Consider the following 18,401-nt stretch of genomic DNA (forward strand, 5'->3'; position numbering starts at 1 on the left):
ACGACACCCACACTCACTGACACGGAGGCTGCAGCTCACCCGCCACAGACGTCCCAGACAGGCTCAGCCGCTGACGCAGGCGGGCAATCAGCAGGTAACACAGAGGCACAAAGAAAATAGCCAGCGCCGTGCCGGAAATGACGCCACCCAGCACGCTGGCGCCAATGGCATTCTGTGCCGCAGCACCCGGGCCGGTAGCAAATACCAGTGGAATAATGCCTGCACCAAAAGCCAGTGAGGTCATCAGAATCGGTCGTAAGCGCTGGCTGGCGGCATGCACGACAGCAGCCATTGGCATCTCTCCGCGGGCAATTTCGCTTTCGGCAAATTCAACAATCAGAATGGCATTTTTAGCAGCAAGGCCGATGGTGGTGAGCACGCCGACCTGAAAGAAAATATCGTTTTTCATACCCAGCAACATGACCCCCGCCACGGCACCGAGCAGGCCCAGCGGAATCACCAGCATCACGGCAACCGGAATGCTCCAGCTTTCGTACAACGCAGCCAGACAAAGAAAAACAAACAAAACGGATACGACATACAGCACCGGGGCCTGATCGCCGGAAATTTTGTCCTGATAAGAAAGCCCTGCCCATTCCAGATTGGTATCCGTCATGCTGGCCGCCGCTTTTTCAATCATGGCCATGATGTCACCAGAGCTGGCTCCGGCTTCTCCGGCGCCACTGATTTCAATCGCAGGTAAACCATTAAAGCGTGCCAGCTGCGCCGGTCCGGAGGTCCAGCGAGTGGAGGCAAATGCAGAAAATGGTGTCATGCTGCCATTCACACCACGTACATACCATTCACCCAGATCCGACGGCTGAGCACGGAATGGCGCATCGGACTGCACCATGACCTTTTTCACCCGGCCGTGATGAATAAAATCATTCACATAGGCGCCGCCCCAGGCCGCACTTAACGTGGAATTAACATCGGCCGGACGCAGTCCCATGGCCGCCGCTTTTGGCTGATCGATATCGATGCGTAATTGCGGAATAATGTCGCTGCCTTCGGCATCGGCAAACAGAACGTCCGGTGATTCGCTGATACGCTCCACCAGCTCATGCGCTTTGGCGGTCAGAGCCTCAATTCCCACCGCCGCCGTATCCTGCAACCAGAATTCGAAACCGGCGCTGTCACCGAGACCATCCACCGGTGGCAGCACCATGGCGAACATGCGCCCGTCGCGTAATTCTTCATTCAGAATACGGGTTGCCCGTCCGGCAATCGCCTGTGCGGTATTGTCACTGCCAGGACGCTCATCCCAGTCGCGCAGGTTAACAAAAGCAATACCGGCATTCTGACCTGAGCCGGAAAAGCTGAAGCCGGAGACGGTATAAATAGCAGCGGTATTATTTTTTTCCCGGGTCAGAAAATAGTCTTCGATCTGGCGCATGACTTCTGCCGTGCGCTCATAGGTCGCCCCCGGTGGCAGCATATAGCGCACCATGACCGTACCCTGATCATCTTCCGGTAAAAAGGTGGTGGGGAATTTCTGATACCCGTAATAAACGCCCAGTCCCAGCAACAGATAAATAACAGCAAAACGACGCGGACGGTTAAGAAATGCCTGTAAACGCCGGCGGTAAGCAGTCTGCAGCCCGCCGATTGCCCGGGCCAGACGGGCGCTCCAGCCAGTGGCCGGTGCAGCGTCCTGCTTTGTGCGTAACAGGCTGACACACAATGCCGGCGTCAGGGTCAGTGCCACCAGAACCGACAGACCCATTGCCGATACCAGCGTCACAGAAAACTGGCGGTAAATCACACCAACAGAGCCGGGGAAAAATGCCATCGGCAAAAATACCGCGCCGAGTACCACCGCCACACCGATTAACGCACTGGTGATTTCCTTCATACTGCGCCGCGTAGCAGTCAGGGCATCCACACCCTCTTCCTGCATAATGCGTTCGGCGTTTTCCACCACCACAATGGCGTCGTCCACCAGCAGACCAATCGCCAGCACCATGCCAAATAACGTCAGGGTATTAATGGAAAATCCGCCCAAAGCCAGCACTGCGCAGGTACCCAGTAAAACCACAGGCACTGTAATGGCGGGAATTAAGGTTGTGCGCCAGTTCTGCAGAAACAGAAACATCACCAGCACCACCAGCGCCACGGCCTCGGCCAGGGTTTTAAATACCGCACTGATGGAGCGTTTGACGAAACGGGTGGCGTCTTCTGGATACATCACTTTAACGCCATGGGGAAATGAACGGCTGAGCTGCTCAATCCGCTCTTTTACTGCGGCAGCCGTCGCCAGTGAATTGGCACCGGGGGTTGTCATAATCGCCAGTCCGGACGCCGGCATACCATTTAAACGCGAAATACTGCCATAGCTTTCCTGCCCGATTTCGACCCGGGCAACATCCTGCAGTCGCACCAGTGCACCGTCAGTGCTGGTTTTCAACACCAGATTGCGGAACTCATCCACCGTCCGCAAACGCGACAGCGCCGTTACCGTAACGTTGAGCTGTTGCTGATCCGGCGCTGGCAGAGCGCCCAGTTCGCCCACCGGCACTTCCGCATTCTGCGCTTCAATAGTGGCGATAACGTCCTGCGGCATCAGGCTATAGCTGGCCAGCTTGTCCGGCTCCAGCCAGATACGCATCGCATAAGGTGAACCGAAATTCTGTATGCGGCCAACACCCGGTACGCGGCTTAACGCATCCAGCATGCTGTTACTCAGCCAGTCGGCAATATCCGAGTTACTGCGCGCGCCGCTTTCGTCATAAAACACCGCCACCATCAGAAAGGTGTTCTGCATAGCCGTCACCGAAAGGCCGTTCTGCTGAACCTGTTGCGGCAGACGATAGGTCACCTGATTGACCTTGTTCTGCACCATCACCTGCGCGACTTCGGCATCCTGACCGTGCTGAAAAAACAGCATGATGTCGGTTTCACCACTGGAAGAACTGGTGGAATTAAAATACAGCAGTCCTTCCAGTCCTTTCAGCTCCTGTTCCAGCACCTGAGTCACGCTGTTTTCAACAACAGCCGCTGAGGCACCGGGATACATCGCTCCCACGCGCACGATCGGTGGCGCAATATCCGGATACTGCGCCACCGGCAATGTACGCAGGGTCATCAGGCCGGCCAGCATAATGGCAATGGCCACCACCCACGCAAAAACCGGACGATCAATAAAAAAATGCGACACCATAATTTACTGAGCCTCCGCCTGTATCTGCAGGGTATCTGCCCAGTTGCGGGCTTCGGTAATCCGCCCCGGCCAAAGGCGCAGGCTGCCTTCCATCACCAGCCGCCCGCCATCCGGCACTCCGGCCGACACCAGCCAGTCACTGCCGGACTGGCCCTGAACATTCAGAACACTGAGCTGCGCCCGGCCATCACTGTCCAGAATCCAGGCTGTGGCATCACCGCGCTCGTTGTAACGTACGGCCTGCTGCGGGATTCTGTACAGTGCAGGTGCCACGCCCTGCTCAACCCGGGTGCGGACATACATCCCAGGCAACAGCAGGCCCTGTGGATTGGCAAACTGGGCGCGCATGGTGACCACGCCGGTATCAGCATCGACATTCATTTCCGTCAGTTTGAGCTCTCCGGCCAGTGGGTAAGCACTGCCATCCTCCAGCGTCAATCTGACCTGCTGGCTGCCTGACAGCAGTTCACCGGAAGCCAGGCGACGGCGGATATTTACCTGATCGCGACTGGATTGAACGATGTCCACATAGACAGGATCAGACTGGCGCACCGTTGCCAGCGGTTCATTCTGTCCGACCACCACTAATGCGCCTTCGCTGATCAGTGAGCGGCCGATACGGCCATCAATGGGTGAGCGGATACCGGTGCGTTCCAGATCAATACGTGCGGCATCCACTTCGGCACGCGCCGCTTTTACCTCGGCCACGCCCTGCTGATAAGACGCCAGCGCCAGCTCATATTCATGCTGGCTGACCCCTTCGCTGTCCACCAGTTGACGATAGCGCTCCACACTGATGTTTAAGTTCACCAGGCTGGCCTCCGCGACGGCCAGCCCGGCTTCAGCACGGGCAACCACCGCACGGTAACTGGCATCATCAATCTGGTATAACAGCTGCCCTGCCGTAACATCAGCGCCCTCCTCAAACAGGCGCCGCACCACAATGCCACTCACCTGTGGACGCACTTCCGCCGAACGAAAAGCCGATACCCGGCCAGGTAATTCACTGGTCAGGATTTCCGGGCCGGACTGCAGAGTGAGCACCGAAACCTTTGCCGGAGTTTCTTCGTCGGGAGCCGGCTCCGGAGCGGACGAACAGGCGGTCAATAACAGCAGCGACCACAACAGAGACAACAGACACAGCCTCCGCCGAATGGATATCGAATAACTCATGGTGGTTATAAATTCCTTCACAAAAGATGGCAGCGTCATGCCGCCAGCGTGGCACCGCCATCCACCACCAGATCATGCATGGTGATATGGCCTGCCAGATCAGAGGCTAAAAAAATAACGGCGTTGGTGATGTCGGCCGGGGTCGCGACCTTGCCCAGCGGAATACCGAGTTTGTACTGCTCGGGCAGACCGTCGATGGTGCGCTGATAGCCATCGGGGAGCATGGCACGCAGCATTGGGGTATCGGTGGAACCCGGCGAAACCAGATTGCAGCGCACAGCAAAAGGCGCCAGCTCCAGAGCCGCACACTGGGCAAAACTGCGCACGGCTGCTTTAGAGGCACAGTACGCTGCCATATTCAGCCGTGGCACATGGGACGCGTTGGACGACACAGTTACAATGCTGCCACGGCGCTGCTGTTTCATCGCCGGACTGAGTGCACGGATCATAGAAAAGACTGCACGCACATTAACGGCAAAACAGGCATCCCAATCGGCCATCGTCAGATTGCCGAGACCGCCCAGGCGTAAAATACCGGCCGCATTAATCAGAATATCGGGCACAGCATGGTGCAGATGATCCGCCACACAGGCCTGTACATCGCCGTCACGACTCAGATCAAGTGTTTGCCGGCGAAACGCATAGGCTGCCGGCGGCTGACTGAAAGCCAGATCAAAACCTGTGACGTCAGCACCCAGCATCTGCAGTTGCTGTGCAACCTGCCAGCCAATCCCCTGACCGGCACCGGTAACCCAGGCATGGCGTCCGGAAAAATCAAATGCGGCCATATTTATGCCGCCTTTGCCGCTTGCCGGCGACTAAGTAAATCCCACCAGGCATTAAAGGTGGCCTGGCGCGCCAGCTCTTCAAACTGCACGCGGATACCGGCTTTATCCCATTCACCAATCAGCTGCATTACCTGCACCGAATCCAGACCGTAATCGACCAGCAGTTCGTCGCCGTCGAATTCATCGGCGCTGATTTCCAGCAATTGCAACAGACGCGCCTGCAGACCTTCACGGGTCAGTATTCCGGCCTTGTTATTTTCAGCAAATAAATCCTGAGTTGTGATCACAGAACCGCAGCGGCCTGCCACATATTTCAGTGCCATGACATGTTCAGCGTGGGAAAAATCAGCGACCGCATCCGCCACCATAAAAGGCTGAATATCACGCATAAAGGCATCCAGCGCCGTGGTCAGGCAGCCAATATGTGCATAAACACCAACAATAATTAACTGATCACGCTGCCAGCCGAGCATTTTTTCCTGCAACTCAGAACGCTGAAAAGCGCTGTAACGCCATTTAACCAGTACAGTGTCATCTGTAGCCGGGGCAATGGCCTGAGCAATTTTGCATTGCGCAGGATCGGCCTTAGTCAGCCCCGGCCCCCACATATCATTTAACAGCGCACGCTCGGCATCGCTCTGCTCCACCGGCTGTGCTGTGTATACCACAGGAATACCCTGCTGCTTTGCCCACTGATAGATACGTGCAATATTGTCGGTAAGAGCACGCATAAGCGGGCTGTCTTTGCCGTAAAAACGCAGAAAATAATCCTGCATATCATGCACCAGCAATACCGCACGCTGGCTGTCGACCGTCCAGTTAACCTTATTTTTTGGCAGCTCGTCGGCTGCGGGCAATAAATAGGAGGTGATATCGGGAATGCTCATAAAAAAACCTCAGATAGCAGGTGCAGCAGTAAAAATCTGCTGACGTAATTCTTTTTTGTCGGTTTTACCGACGGCGGTGAGTGGCAGCGAGGCCATAAACTGAAAGCGGTCAGGCAACTTAAATTCAGCGACCCCCTGAGCACGCAGGTATTTGCGCAGCGCGACAGGCTTTAATTCACTCTGCCCTGCGGTTTTGCGCGCAACGATACAGGCCAGGCTTTTTTCACCGAGCAAAGCATCCGGCACAGAAATCAACGCTGCCTGCAATACATGAGGGTGACGCAACAGAATATTTTCAATTTCTTCAGCGGCGATTTTTTCACCGCCACGGTTAATCTGATCTTTTACCCTGCCGACTACTCTCAGGTAGCCGTTTTCGTCCTGTGTCACCAGATCTCCGGAGATATAAAATCCATCCGGATTAAAGGCGCTGGCGTTATGCTCTGCGGCGTTAAAATAACCGCGAAACGTGTAAGGACCACGGGTCATTAACATTCCGGTCTGACCACAGGCCACAGGTGTGTGACTTTCAGGATCAACGACCCACACTTCATCAGCGCTGCTCATCGGACATCCCTGAGTAGTGAAAATACGCTCATCACTGTCATTCAGGCGGGTGTAATTCACCAAACCCTCGGCCATACCAAACACTTGCTGTAACTGACAGCCAAGCTCAACAGGGACACGTCGTGCCAAAGCTTCAGCAAAACTGGCTCCGCCTACCTGCAGTAATTTAAGGCTGCTTAACTGCTGTTGATAACCGGGTGCCGCCTGTAACCACAGAATGACCGCTGATGGCACCAGCGCAGTCATAGTCACACCGTATTTTTCAATTAAGGAAAAGCAGCGCAGAGGTTCAGGATCACGCGCCATAACGACACAGCCACCGGCAAAGAAGACACCTAATGCTCCCGGCGAACTGAGCGGATAATTATGCGCCGCAGGTAATGCGCACAAATAACGTGTGGCACCATCAAGCTGACAGATTTCTGCACTGCGGCGTACGCTATAGTAGTAATCGTTATGTGTCCGGGGAATTAATTTGGGCGTACCTGTACTGCCGCCTGAGAGCTGAAAAAATGCAACCTCTTCTGCTGCACTATTACAGTCAATATCCGCGTCAACATCCACGTCAACGGTCATGGAACACAGACTGCTGAGATGCAGTGCAAAATTGCATGCCCCTGCAGAACAGACCAAATCCAGTGCCGGAGCCAGTGTCTTTAATTCAGCGGTAAAGACCTCATCGGTAAACAGCGGGTGCTCATCACTGATCACCAGTAATGCCGGATTCAACTGACTGGCATAAGCACGCAACTCCAGTTTCTGATGACTGAAAAGTGCATTAACCGGGGCAATACCGGCTTTCAGTAAGGCAAAAAAAACAATGTAAAATTCAGCGATATTCGGCAGCTGAACCAGTGCAGTATCACCAACACCTAAACCACGGCGGACAAATTGTGCTGCCAGGTTATTACTTAAACGATTCAGCTCTGCATAAGAAAAATGTCGTTCCCCACAGATAACAGCAGTACCTTGATTATCACGATGGCGCTGCAGAATATTGCTGAGCGGTAAGTCCAGCCAGAATCCCTGCCCGCGATACTCATCCTCCAGAACCTGCGGCCAACGGTTAAACGGCAGAGAAGGCCTCATGGTGTTACTCCGGAAAAATCGGCATCCAGCGCATTGAGCATGGTCTGCATTTTTGCACGGGTTTCTGCCCATTCACTTTCCGGCGACGAGTCTGCGACGATACCCGCACCAGCAAAAATCTGGATCCGGTTTGCAGTGATACGCCCACAACGGATAGTCACCACCCACTCACCATTGCCTTCAGCGTCACACCAGCCGACCATTCCTGCAAATGGCCCTCGTTCATAGGGTTCTATAAGCTGAATAAGTTTATATGCCTGAGCGGTAGGAGAGCCGCAAACAGCAGGCGTAGGATGTAACTCAGTAGCGATTTTCAATGGATTCATAGTTGCATCATCAACCTGACCATGAATACTGGTTGATAAATGCCACATAGCCGGAGTGCTGATTAATGACGGAGCATCGGGAATATCCAACTCCTCACACCAGGGAGATAAAACCTGACGAATATCATCAATTACCAGCTTATGTTCGTATGCATCTTTCGCTGAACGTAATAACTGCTCACTGACCTGGCGATCTTCTGTTGCATCAGCACGCCGGCGTGCTGAACCCGCCAGAGGATTCGACATAATTTTCCGCCCCTGCTTGCGCAGTAATAATTCCGGGCTGGCACCAATCAGCTCAGAACCATCAGCCAGTGGAAAACGAAAATGATATCCGGATGGATTTTGTGCACGTAATCGCTGAAAAACAGAACCGGCATCCAGTGGCCGGTCAAGGTCCACATTCAGAACCCGAGACAGAACCGTTTTGCGAATATCACTAAGACGGAAATTCGCCACAGCCTGCTCTACAGATTGCCGGAAACGCTGCTCACCCGGCACGCTGTCACAGGAAATAACACGCGACCTTATTGCCAAATCAGGCACTGGTAAAGCCGGCGACTCCGTCAGAAATTCGCTCTCGCGGGGTACATAAAGAGTGGCTGGCTGCGTACGATCAAATGGAATACAGCCCATTACCAAGGGTCGTTTCTGACCATAAGCGCGCGCACGATTTAATGCCGAATCAACTGAACGTAAAAACTGCAGCCGCTGAACAGCATCAACACCTACAGGCTGACAAACAGCCTCTGCGATACCCCGCGCCTGAATGCACCCCTGAGATGAAGCATAAAAAAAGCAGGCGTTTTCCACATCAGGATGAGTGCTGATGCCAGAAGCCAAAACAGGATGAGAGGAATTTTCCTCAATACCGGATACAGGCTTATTCACTTGACACCTCAACCTCAAACGCTAATGATAATGCTTATCATTTTACGGTACATCACCATCAGGATGAGTGTCAATAAACGTCAAGCAAGAATTGGCTATTTTTTTCTTCTGCTATTTAAACGGATTTTATGAAATTCTTTTTTAATCCATTCCGCCGCCAGAAACCGGGATTTATTTTTTCTCCTTTTCCGCTTTCTTCAGGTTTTCTCTCAGTAATTCTTCTTACAAATCATGCCCAGGCCGAAACCCATGATTTATTATCACTATTTAAAGCGGGCCAGATGACAGACCCAACTTTAAACAGCTCAAGGGCGCAACTGGCCGCTGACCAACTCACCGCAGATATTGCTCTTGGTAAATTATTGCCGCAGATAAATGCACGGCTGGAAGTGACCAGTACAGATGATGAGACAGGTAATAGCGGCAGCCGGTCAGGGGAAATAATTCTGCAACAAAGTCTGTTCGATCCGGTTGCCTGGTATGACTACCGCGCAGCTTATGCAGAAAGCGCAGCAGCAAAAACAGCCTTCAGTGACACTCAGCAACAATGGCTGCTGACACTTATCCGGACTTACGCAGACACCCTGCGGGCAATCGCCGCACAGGAAGCCGCCAACACTGATACCCTGGCGTTTACCGAAGCATTGCACCACGCCAGCCAGCGCCATACTGCGGGGCTTGTTGTGAAAACAGAAGTGCTGGAAGCACAGGCCGCACTCGATAATGCGCATGCAGCGGCTCATTCAGCCAAGGCAGAGCTCAGCCTGCAACTGGAAATACTAAGCCGTATCAGCAGTCAGCCAGTCAGTGCTGTTACACCATTTACACCCGGCCTTGAATTACAGCTGCCTGATGAGCAACAGCTGAACCAGTGGTTGCTGTCGGATGGAATTAATCATCCACAGATCCAACAGGCTCAACAGGAAGAAATTAAAATGCGGCTGCTGAATAAATCAGCTTCAGCCGCACATTTTCCCAAGGCCGATTTTACCGCCACCGTTCAGCATACGCAGGGTTACGGTAATAAACATGACGAAGGAACGACAACGATGCTCTCGGCCAAAATCACCCTGCCATTACTGGCCGGAGGCAGCCACTATGGTGAGCAGCAGAAAACTCATTGGCAAGCTATCGCTGCCGGACATCAGCAGGAAGAAAGCCGGCGGGCAGTACGCTTTGAGCTACGCCGCCTGTTACGACAGATACGCTATGATGTGATGAATATTAACGGACGCCGACAAGCAATTATTTCTGCTACGTCTGCCATGAACGCAACACGCAGTGCCCATCGCATTGGAACCCGCAACATGGTGGATGTACTCAATGCTCAGCGTACATTATCGGCGGCAGAAAAAGAGTTCGCCAATGCGCGTAGCGACTATATGACTCACCTGATGGAACTGAAATATTATGCCGGCGCTCTTAATGAAATAGATGTAGCTTTGATGAACCGCTGGTTTTCAGCTGACGAGAACTGAAGTAAGAACCTGTTTATCTGTCAGAATCCAGTCAGCGCGATAACAGCGTCCCTGTGTTACTCCCGGAGCCAGTGTTCTTTTCAGCGTTATATCACAATAGCCGCACTGTATTTGATCAGATAAATACAGATAATAATGAGTCTGACAAAGCGGATGAACAGCAATTACCGCAACATCGGTAAAATCAAAAACCTGCCTCACTTCCGGCCACAGGGCTTTATATAACGCTTCTTTAACAGAAAAGATCAGGCTTAATGCCACGTTTTCAGTAAAATGCAGATTGCTTTTTAACAGCAGTTTTTCAGATGCATCACATACCTGATTGAACACCGCCGCAGCGATATCCCGGCTCATTATATTTTCCAGATCAACACCCAGGGATCTGGCCGACGTTGTTCTGGCCAGCAGACAAACCGCCTCAATACACTCGCCCGTACGCACATGGCTGATCGACCCCACCACCGCTGGCGGAAACTGCGGACAACCAGCAGCATCACTGCCAATATTAAATTCCCCGCACTCACCCGCCATCCGCAAAGCCTGCCGGGCTGCCCGACGTCCGGCCAGATAAGACGCCTGACGCACAGGTGAAGCCGTTGCTATTTTCTGCGGCAATTTAATATTTTTCCGCTCAAAATCATCCGCGTTAAAATCCGAAAGCGACAACATCTGCCGGCAAAGAAATACGTCTCCCTGTGTAAAAGCCATGATCTCTCCCTGACGAACATTCTGATGGGCAATAAAAAGCACACAAGAATTTATGTGTGCTTTTTCCTTACCCGGATTCAGTCATCCTGATGCTACTGACTATCAGAAGTTATAAGTCCCACTGACGTAGTAGTTACGGCCCAGTTCGAACAGGGTATAACTCGGATCAATTTCACTCAGCTGCACATCGGTGAGGTTTTTCACACCACCACGCAGCGTAAAGGTATCAGAAACCTTACCCACAACACCCAGATCGGTGCGGTAGTAAGATTTTGCAACCGGAAACTCCTGCACCCAGGTACCACCATTATTTGCCCAGCTGGAATACTGCATACCCGCCAGATAATTCACACTCAACAAGGCAGAAACTGCATCGCTGGCCTGCCAGTCGACTGTTGTATTGGCTTCATATTCAGGGCGGCCGGTAAGCACAAACTTCTCACCTGCTGCGTCTTCATATTCGGTGTCCAGGTACGTCATATTGCCCGACAGAGTCAGATTACTGAGCACATCTGCCGAGGCTGTCAGTTCAAAACCATTGGTGTTTGCTTTAGCAACGTTGATCCATTCAGCGGCAACCGGATCATTGTTGGTATCATAAGTAATCTGGCGCTCAATCAGATCATCAATATCATTATTGAACCAGCTCAGTGCCATTTCCCAGGTATCCTGACGCAGTTCGATACCCGCTTCATAATTAATACTGGTTTCGGCTTTCAGATCCGGATTACCGGCCAGCGAACAAGCACCACCACAGCTGATCACGCGGTATTCTTCACTCAGATAGCTGCCATCCGGCGCCTTAAAGGCTTTACTCACTCCACCTTTAACGGTAAGTGCATCGTTAAACTGATACACCACATAAGCTTTCGGCGAGAAATTCGAGCCAAAAATTTCGTGATTATCCAAACGTCCGCCCAGAGTAACGAACAAATTATCAGCGACGGTAATTTCATCCTGAACAAAAGCTGCCAGTTCATCAATCGACAGCTTACCGGTTTTAAGGTAGGTCGTTTTGTCTTCAATTTCCTGATGGCGATAATCCATACCGGCAACAATGGCATTACTGCCGGCCGTTACATTGGCGTAGGCTTTGGCATACAGATTTTGTTCACCGGTATTGTGAGTCTGTGGAGCAGCATAAGATGAGTTAAAGTCTTTTACCTCAGAGTCTTCATGTTTGACGAACGCTGTTGTTGTACCCCAACCCCAGCGACCGGTGTGAGTCAGAGCCAGCTCCATACGCTCCAACTCCTGTTCACGGGTACGCGGACCGGAAGCATAAACACCCAGTGGACGATCATCTTTATTCAGCGCCAGATCAACATCCAGCGTTTGTTCTGCATTCAGATCCTGGCTCAATGTGACAAACAGATTGGTCGAGGTTTTCTCCTCCAATCGCGGAGGCTCATTCGCTTTTTTGTCGGCGCGGTCTTCATACCAGGCATCGTGTTGCTTTTGCTCAATGGCCACAAACAGACGCGAACCCGGTGCCAGCTCACCACGGACAGAAGCTCCCAAGCGCTGCTGCTGACCATCTTCACCCGATTCAATCGTACGGTATTCAGCAGATACGTTGCCGCTCCATTCCTGAGTCGGTGCTTTGGTAATAATGTTCAGCACACCACCAATCGCATCGGCACCATAAACAGAAGACATGGGGCCACGGATGATTTCAACGCGATCAATACTGTTCAGCGGAATTGAGTTGTAATCCACATCGCTGCCTTTGGCGAACGCAGAACCAGAGGAAACACGTTTGCCATTCACCAAAATCAGGGTGTAATCGCCCCCCAGGCCACGGATACGTAATTCATCACGTCCCAGGCTGTCGTTGGAATTATGCACACCTACGGTATCGCGCAGCAGATCTGCCAGGCTGGTTACCGCCGACCGTTCAATATCTTCCGCGGTGACTACCGTAGTAAAAGCCGGCACTGTTGCCGAATCCCGGGCCGACAGCGTTGCTGTCGTCACCATATTCTCTAACTCTCTGGTCTGCTCTTCTGCGGCGACAACCATTGATGCATTTGCCAGAGCAAATGCCAGTACTGAATATCTGAAGTTCATGTACTCCTCCCTAATAAATAACATTGATTATCATTTAGAACTCGGCAGATAGTATGCGACTATCACAGCCATTACAATATTTGATAATCATTCGTATTTAATAATTAGTATTGAGTACTCCAAATAAGCTGTCTGTGGAAGATTATGGCGGCCGGTAGTCGGCAAGGCACCAGTTCCTGAAAACCGGCCTGCTGGCAACCTCCCGTGCCCTGTCTACACTCAGATAAAACAACGCGGGAGGACTCGCTATGACACTGCTCTGGCAATATTTCACTCTGATTCTGCAATGGTTCGCCGAGCCCCAGGGCTGCGATGAACCCGGCCTGCATCAGACCGATACCCAGCCCATCAGTCAGGCACAAAGCCACAAGGCATAGCAGAACTAAAAACTGCCGATACAAAAAAAGCGGCAACAGCCGCTTTTTTTGTATCGGTTTCAGGCTTCAGCGAACCGCTGAAACATCTTCCGCCTGCGGGCCCTTCTGACCACGCACCACGGTGAATTTCACGCGCTGACCTTCAGTCAGAGAGCGGTGCCCCTGACCGCGGATAGAACGGAAATGCACAAACACATCTTCGCCCTGATCCCAGGTAATAAAGCCAAAACCTTTTTTCACGTTGAACCACTTAACCACACCACGCTCGCGACCATCTTCAACATCGCTTTCCACAACGGTACCACTGGAGCGGAAACGACGGCGACGGGAAGGAACCAACTGCGCTGACAGCAGGCTGGTAACCAGTGTCAGAACGGCAACAGCCAGCAGCAGCTCGGTCATACCGGCGACATTCATCAGGTTATCGGCGGTCAGCGCCGTACCGTCGGTCAATTGCAGACCTGTCACCAGCGAAGTAAAGATGCCGGCAACAATGAAAGGAACAATTGCAGCAAACACCAGCGCTACAATAATTTTACGTAATATCAATTTACCCATGCGTTCTCTCGTATCACTCGTTAATATCACAGCTGTAACAAAATCGTTGGCCCGCGGGCCTTTGACAAGTGGGCTATGAAAGCCCAATTCATTAAAAAAATCAACACGATAGCTAAAGGGTATAAACACACCTATGAGCCAACAGCCACCGGCTTCCGCTGCAGCGCCTGATAAACAACCGCTGGCGCAACAACGTATCGACGAACTGGAAATGCGTATTGCCTTCCTGGAAGACACCATCGATAGCCTGAATGACCAGGTATCGACCCTTAGCCAGGAATTCCTGCTGGCCAAACAGGCCATGCAACTGATGCACCGTAAGCTGGAGCAACTACAGCAGAACCCTTCTGCCGGCGAAGCAATGGCCGATGAACCACCGCCGCCACATTACTGATAGCCACAGAGGTGTAGCAGTAACAGGCAGACATAAAGAAGCCGGGCTAAGCCCGGCTTCTTTATTGGCACGATTAATCAAATGATCAAATGATCAAATGATCAAAGGCTCTGCCGGCGCCGCTGCCAGGCCACCAGTGCCCACAATAACAGGGTAAACAACAGCGGCAGCACAAAGATATTCAGCACTTTCAGGCGCATGCCCAGCGCTTCGATATCTTTATCCAGCTCATGCTGCACATTACGCAGTTCTTTGCGGATTTCGATTTTCTTCTGCTGAAACTGCTCCAGCGCGGCCTGCTGCTCTGCCGACAGCGTCAGCACGCCATTATCACCGTCACGCTGGTCCTGCAGAGCACTGAGCTGCTGCTCGGTTTCTTCCAGTTCCTGCTGCAGGCGCTGCTCGCTGGCCAGAAACTGTTGCTCGGCATCGCGGCGCAAAGTATTCACCCGTTCAAAGGGACGGTTGTATTGTCCTCGGGCACGCAGGCTGATCAGGTCAGCACTGCCGCCCAGATGATCGGCCAGATTCACCAGCAGGGCGCCGTTATCTGCCCAGGGAGAGGCGATGCGCTGACCAAAGAAGTTCTGCACCTGCACCCATAAACGGTCAGACAGCACGTCGGTATCGGCCACCAACGTGACCGCCAGGCGCTCCGTTGAGGCCAGATGAGTGTCGGTTTTTACGCCATCAACACCATCCGGGAAAGCAGAATCCGCTTTGCCCTGCACGCGCACGGCCAGATTAAATTCTTCATTAGCCGGCACAAAGTCACGCTGCAGCGCCATTAAATCGCCGCCCATGCGCAGCCGGTTGGCGTCCGTCAGCATGGCTTCCGTGCTGCTGTACAGCCAGGGTTCGATGCTGCTGAGCGCATTTTCAAGCGCGGTAAAATGCCCAACGCTGCTGAGGTTAATGGCTTCAAGCTGAGCGGTGACCACATCATCGGCGTTCAGGCTTTCCGGATGCAGCGCCAGCAAACCAAAGTGGCGCAGCGGCGGACGCCCCGGCCCCTGATTCACCACCAGCGCATTGGCAGCATCCAGCACCACCTGATCCGGGTTCCAGCCCACACCCCAGTTTTGCAGGAGTTTATTAAGACTGCTGGCCGAGCCGCTGTCGCCCATTCCCATCAGGCCGCCATTCGGTGCGGTTTCAGCAACCGGATCAAGAAACGCCAATACGCGTCCGCCTTTTAACGCAAACTGGTCAATGGCATACAGCGCGCTGTCGGTCAGCTCCGGCGGCTGCACCAGCAGCAGCAGGTCAATGTCGTCATCGATATGATCCAGTCCGGCCGTCAGTGAGCGCAACTCATAAGGGCCATCCAGCTGATCTATCGCCATCCAGGCTGGCGCCGGGCGGCCGGTTTGCGGGTTAAAGCCGCCGCGTACATCCAGTCCGCTTAGTAAACCAATCACCACCGGCTTGCTCTGCTGCACCTGATAAATCAGCTGGGTAATTTCATACTCAAGAAAGGCCTCGCGGTCAGGCTGCAGAAAAGGCAGCTGCGCCACCTGCTCTTTGCCTGCGTCTGCGGCTTTCTCATCTGAGCTCTGATTTTCTGCGGCTTGCGGCAGCTGGGCTTTCGCAACCAGACCGAAATACAGGTTATCGCCACTGACCGATACCGGCACGGCCTGCAGGCCATAAGCGGTGGCCTGATCTTCTTCTTCCGAGAAGGGTGCCGGGTCGATAATTTTCAGACTGAGCTTTCCGCCAGCCAGCATCACATATTCATCCAGTAATTCCCGCACACGCTGCTGATAAGCACGCACTTTCACCAGATCAGCGCTGGCCTTCTGCGAGAAATACAACTCCAGCTCAACCGGCTGGTTCAGCTGTGCCAGAATATTCCGCGTTCCCTCTGACAGGGTGTAGAGTTTCTGTTCGGTTAAATCGAGACGCGCACCACTGCCCAGCTGGTTCAGCAAAAACGCTCCGCCAATAAAGCCCAGCAACAGTGCCAGGAGTGAAAACAGTTTGAATTTCATATCGGTCTCCTGCCCTGTTTATGCAGATTTTTTAACGGTTAAAACCTGTGTTGTCGCCAGCAGCCACACAGCAATAACCAGAATGAAATAGAGCAAATCGCGGATATCGACCACACCACGCGCAAGGGCTTCAAAGTGCGTAAGGAAACTCAGGCTGGCAATCAGATCCAGCAAACCTTCAGAGGCCCAGCCGCGGAAAAAATCCAGCACCAGCGGAAAACCACTCAGCATCAGCACAAAGCAAACCACCACGGTCAGAATAAAGGCAACGATCTGATTACGGCTGAGTGCCGACATACAGGAGCCTACCGCAATAAAGGCACCGGCCATTAACCAGCTGCCCAGATAGCTGGCCAGAATCACACCATTGTCCGGCGTGCCCAGATAATTAACGGTCAGCCACAGCGGCAGGGTTAACAACAACGCCAGACCGGCAAAAAGCCATGCCGCGAGGAATTTTCCCAGTACCGCCTGCCAAAGGGTAACAGGCAGCGTCATCAGCAGTTCAATGGTGCCCAGCTGGCGCTCCTGCGACCACAGCCCCATCGCCACCGCCGGCATAAAAAACAGATACAGCCAGGGGTGAAAGTTGAAAAATGGCAGCAGATCGGCTTGCCCGCGCTGATAAAAGTTGCCCAGATAAAAGGTAAAGACGCCGGACATCACCAGGAAGATAAAAATAAAAACATAGGCAACCGGGGTTGCAAAATAAGCAGAAAATTCGCGCTTACAAATCGTCATTAATGTATTCATAGTGCTGTTCAGACTCCGGTCAACTGACGGAAAACATCATCCAGACGTCCACGCTCAATATGCAGCGTGTCGAGATCCCAGCCCTGCTGTTCAATCAGGGCATTCACCGCGTGATACGGACGCGCACCCGGCTGCGGAAACAACAGATAACTCTGCCCCTGTTCCAGCTCATCAACCTCGTTGATTTCAGGCAATGCAGAAAAGGCGGCGGCAGCATTTACCGGCTGCTGAAAACGCACCGAAATCGCCTGATGATAACGCGAGCGGGCTTCCAGCTCGGCCGGAGTGCCATCGGCGACTTTTTTACCCGCAGCAATAATCATCGCCCGCGAGCAAACCGCTGAAACTTCTTCAAGAATATGGGTGGAAATAATCACCATTTTGTCTTCCGCCAGATTAGTGATCAGCTGACGGACCTGTTGCTTCTGGTTAGGGTCGAGACCGTCGGTTGGCTCATCCAGAATCATAATGGCCGGATCATGCAACAGCGTTTGCGCCAGACCAACGCGGCGCTTATACCCTTTAGACAAGGTTTGCACTGCTTGTTTGAGTACGTCCTGCAGGCCAACCTGTTCAACCACACGGGCCAGGCGCTGACGCAGCTCGGCACCACGATAACCGCGCACCTCACCAATAAAACGCAGAAATGCCAGCACGCTCATATCGCCATAACTGGGGGCACCTTCCGGCAGATAGCCGATCTGGCGTTTCACCGCCACCGGATGCTGTGCCACGTCATAACCACCAATACAAACCGTACCGGAAGTTGCCGGCAGAAAACCTGTCAGCATTTTCATGGTGGTTGATTTACCGGCACCATTTGGCCCGAGAAAACCCAGCACTTCGCCGGGCCTGACTTCAAAAGAGAGATCGTCTACAGCGGTAAAACCGCCGAAACGCTTGGTCAGATGTTGCACTTCAATCATATCAACTCCCTATTTTGCCATGATCAGTAACGCCGGCAGGCCGCAACCACCTGCCGCACAGAACAACCTAAAAGGTAAAAACCAGACCATAAAGATGGCATTTTGTTTCCTGAAACAGCCGGTCTGCGCCATAAACAGCGACAACCGGGCCATTTCCGGACAATAACCTGTACAACCACCGATAAAGGCGCCATGACTGCCTATTACGTCACAGCCCGCGCGATCAGACCGTTTAAACCTACAGACTTGCAGGGTAAACTCC

At 52.8% G+C, this 18,401-nt stretch carries 15 protein-coding genes; 3 read left to right on the forward strand and 12 right to left on the reverse strand.

All coding sequences use genetic code 11. From position 1 onward, the window contains the following. Positions 1 to 13: 13 nt before the first annotated feature. The 6 genes from LGT44_RS07195 to LGT44_RS07220 are packed head-to-tail and all read right to left on the reverse strand — an operon-like array spanning position 14 to position 8,536. Positions 14 to 3,160 carry a multidrug efflux RND transporter permease subunit gene (locus LGT44_RS07195; RefSeq protein ID WP_268866405.1) on the reverse strand — a complete coding sequence of 1,049 codons (3,147 nt, stop codon included), beginning with the start codon at positions 3,158 to 3,160 and terminating at the stop codon, positions 14 to 16. 3 nt (positions 3,161 to 3,163) lie between these two features. Beyond that, the gene (locus tag LGT44_RS07200) at positions 3,164 to 4,333 is read right to left on the reverse strand and encodes an efflux RND transporter periplasmic adaptor subunit (protein WP_230333548.1); all 1,170 of its coding nucleotides are present in this window, start codon (positions 4,331 to 4,333) and stop codon (positions 3,164 to 3,166) included. A gap of 35 nt (positions 4,334 to 4,368) precedes the next feature. Next, on the reverse strand, positions 4,369 to 5,121 hold the full coding sequence (gene dhbA, locus LGT44_RS07205; protein ID WP_230331132.1) for a 2,3-dihydro-2,3-dihydroxybenzoate dehydrogenase: 753 nt from the start codon (positions 5,119 to 5,121) through the stop codon (positions 4,369 to 4,371). Positions 5,122 to 5,123: 2 nt separating this feature from the next. Further along, complete coding sequence (locus LGT44_RS07210) at positions 5,124 to 6,008, reverse strand: isochorismatase family protein (protein ID WP_230331131.1); 885 nt, start codon at positions 6,006 to 6,008, stop codon at positions 5,124 to 5,126. Positions 6,009 to 6,017: 9 nt separating this feature from the next. Further along, complete coding sequence (locus tag LGT44_RS07215; RefSeq protein ID WP_230331130.1) at positions 6,018 to 7,664, reverse strand: (2,3-dihydroxybenzoyl)adenylate synthase; 1,647 nt, start codon at positions 7,662 to 7,664, stop codon at positions 6,018 to 6,020. Further along, entirely contained in the window at positions 7,661 to 8,536 is an 876-nt protein-coding gene (locus LGT44_RS07220; RefSeq protein ID WP_230331129.1) for an isochorismate synthase, read from the reverse strand. The genes LGT44_RS07215 and LGT44_RS07220 overlap by 4 nt, the downstream gene beginning before the upstream one ends. Positions 8,537 to 9,162: 626 nt before the next feature. Here LGT44_RS07220 and LGT44_RS07225 point away from each other — a divergent pair. Next, positions 9,163 to 10,359 (forward strand): TolC family protein, encoded by a 1,197-nt coding sequence (locus LGT44_RS07225; RefSeq protein ID WP_230331128.1) that lies wholly within the window; start codon positions 9,163 to 9,165, stop codon positions 10,357 to 10,359. Here LGT44_RS07225 and LGT44_RS07230 read toward each other — a convergent pair. Both LGT44_RS07230 and LGT44_RS07235 read right to left on the reverse strand, forming a co-directional pair. Continuing rightward, the gene (locus tag LGT44_RS07230; protein WP_230331127.1) at positions 10,342 to 11,067 is read right to left on the reverse strand and encodes a 4'-phosphopantetheinyl transferase family protein; all 726 of its coding nucleotides are present in this window, start codon (positions 11,065 to 11,067) and stop codon (positions 10,342 to 10,344) included. The genes LGT44_RS07225 and LGT44_RS07230 overlap by 18 nt on opposite strands. 102 nt (positions 11,068 to 11,169) lie before the next feature. Then, entirely contained in the window at positions 11,170 to 13,137 is a 1,968-nt protein-coding gene (locus LGT44_RS07235; protein WP_230331126.1) for a TonB-dependent receptor plug domain-containing protein, read from the reverse strand. Between the two features lie 248 nt (positions 13,138 to 13,385). Between LGT44_RS07235 and LGT44_RS19970 the strand changes: the two genes are divergently transcribed. Next, entirely contained in the window at positions 13,386 to 13,514 is a 129-nt protein-coding gene (locus LGT44_RS19970; protein WP_255449035.1) for a hypothetical protein, read from the forward strand. Between the two features lie 66 nt (positions 13,515 to 13,580). Here LGT44_RS19970 and LGT44_RS20125 read toward each other — a convergent pair whose 3' ends face one another. Continuing rightward, positions 13,581 to 14,072, reverse strand: coding sequence for a cold-shock protein (locus LGT44_RS20125; protein ID WP_274704259.1), 492 nt, complete (start codon positions 14,070 to 14,072; stop codon positions 13,581 to 13,583). Positions 14,073 to 14,205: 133 nt separating this feature from the next. Here LGT44_RS20125 and LGT44_RS07245 point away from each other — a divergent pair, with 133 nt between their 5' ends. Continuing rightward, entirely contained in the window at positions 14,206 to 14,466 is a 261-nt protein-coding gene (locus LGT44_RS07245; RefSeq protein WP_145469187.1) for a SlyX family protein, read from the forward strand. A 101-nt stretch (positions 14,467 to 14,567) separates the two neighbouring features. Here LGT44_RS07245 and LGT44_RS07250 read toward each other — a convergent pair whose 3' ends face one another. The 3 genes from LGT44_RS07250 to LGT44_RS07260 are packed head-to-tail and all read right to left on the reverse strand — an operon-like array spanning position 14,568 to position 18,139. Next, complete coding sequence (locus LGT44_RS07250; protein WP_230331125.1) at positions 14,568 to 16,460, reverse strand: Gldg family protein; 1,893 nt, start codon at positions 16,458 to 16,460, stop codon at positions 14,568 to 14,570. Between the two features lie 18 nt (positions 16,461 to 16,478). Further along, positions 16,479 to 17,213: an ABC transporter permease subunit gene (locus LGT44_RS07255; RefSeq protein ID WP_230331124.1), complete on the reverse strand. Its 735-nt coding sequence runs from the start codon at positions 17,211 to 17,213 to the stop codon at positions 16,479 to 16,481. 8 nt (positions 17,214 to 17,221) lie between these two features. Further along, the gene (locus LGT44_RS07260) at positions 17,222 to 18,139 is read right to left on the reverse strand and encodes an ABC transporter ATP-binding protein (RefSeq protein WP_225691541.1); all 918 of its coding nucleotides are present in this window, start codon (positions 18,137 to 18,139) and stop codon (positions 17,222 to 17,224) included. Positions 18,140 to 18,401 lie beyond the last annotated feature (262 nt).

It is taken from the genome of Thalassolituus alkanivorans, assembly GCF_020447205.1.
Lineage (GTDB): Bacteria > Pseudomonadota > Gammaproteobacteria > Pseudomonadales > Oceanobacteraceae > Venatoribacter > Venatoribacter alkanivorans.

What these genes read in the sequence shown, in the direction of transcription:
- LGT44_RS07215 (WP_230331130.1), bottom strand. Translation starts at nt 7,664, where the DNA reads ATGAGGCCTTCTCTGCCGTTTAACCGTTGGCCGCAGGTTCTGGAGGAT.
- LGT44_RS07225 (WP_230331128.1), top strand. Translation starts at nt 9,163, where the DNA reads ATGACAGACCCAACTTTAAACAGCTCAAGGGCGCAACTGGCCGCTGAC.
- LGT44_RS20125 (WP_274704259.1), bottom strand. Translation starts at nt 14,072, where the DNA reads ATGGGTAAATTGATATTACGTAAAATTATTGTAGCGCTGGTGTTTGCT.
- LGT44_RS07260 (WP_225691541.1), bottom strand. Translation starts at nt 18,139, where the DNA reads ATGATTGAAGTGCAACATCTGACCAAGCGTTTCGGCGGTTTTACCGCT.
- LGT44_RS07245 (WP_145469187.1), top strand. Translation starts at nt 14,206, where the DNA reads ATGAGCCAACAGCCACCGGCTTCCGCTGCAGCGCCTGATAAACAACCG.
- LGT44_RS07255 (WP_230331124.1), bottom strand. Translation starts at nt 17,213, where the DNA reads ATGAATACATTAATGACGATTTGTAAGCGCGAATTTTCTGCTTATTTT.
- LGT44_RS07200 (WP_230333548.1), bottom strand. Translation starts at nt 4,333, where the DNA reads ATGAGTTATTCGATATCCATTCGGCGGAGGCTGTGTCTGTTGTCTCTG.
- LGT44_RS07195 (WP_268866405.1), bottom strand. Translation starts at nt 3,160, where the DNA reads ATGGTGTCGCATTTTTTTATTGATCGTCCGGTTTTTGCGTGGGTGGTG.
- LGT44_RS07235 (WP_230331126.1), bottom strand. Translation starts at nt 13,137, where the DNA reads ATGAACTTCAGATATTCAGTACTGGCATTTGCTCTGGCAAATGCATCA.
- LGT44_RS19970 (WP_255449035.1), top strand. Translation starts at nt 13,386, where the DNA reads ATGACACTGCTCTGGCAATATTTCACTCTGATTCTGCAATGGTTCGCC.
- LGT44_RS07230 (WP_230331127.1), bottom strand. Translation starts at nt 11,067, where the DNA reads ATGGCTTTTACACAGGGAGACGTATTTCTTTGCCGGCAGATGTTGTCG.
- dhbA (WP_230331132.1), bottom strand. Translation starts at nt 5,121, where the DNA reads ATGGCCGCATTTGATTTTTCCGGACGCCATGCCTGGGTTACCGGTGCC.
- LGT44_RS07210 (WP_230331131.1), bottom strand. Translation starts at nt 6,008, where the DNA reads ATGAGCATTCCCGATATCACCTCCTATTTATTGCCCGCAGCCGACGAG.
- LGT44_RS07250 (WP_230331125.1), bottom strand. Translation starts at nt 16,460, where the DNA reads ATGAAATTCAAACTGTTTTCACTCCTGGCACTGTTGCTGGGCTTTATT.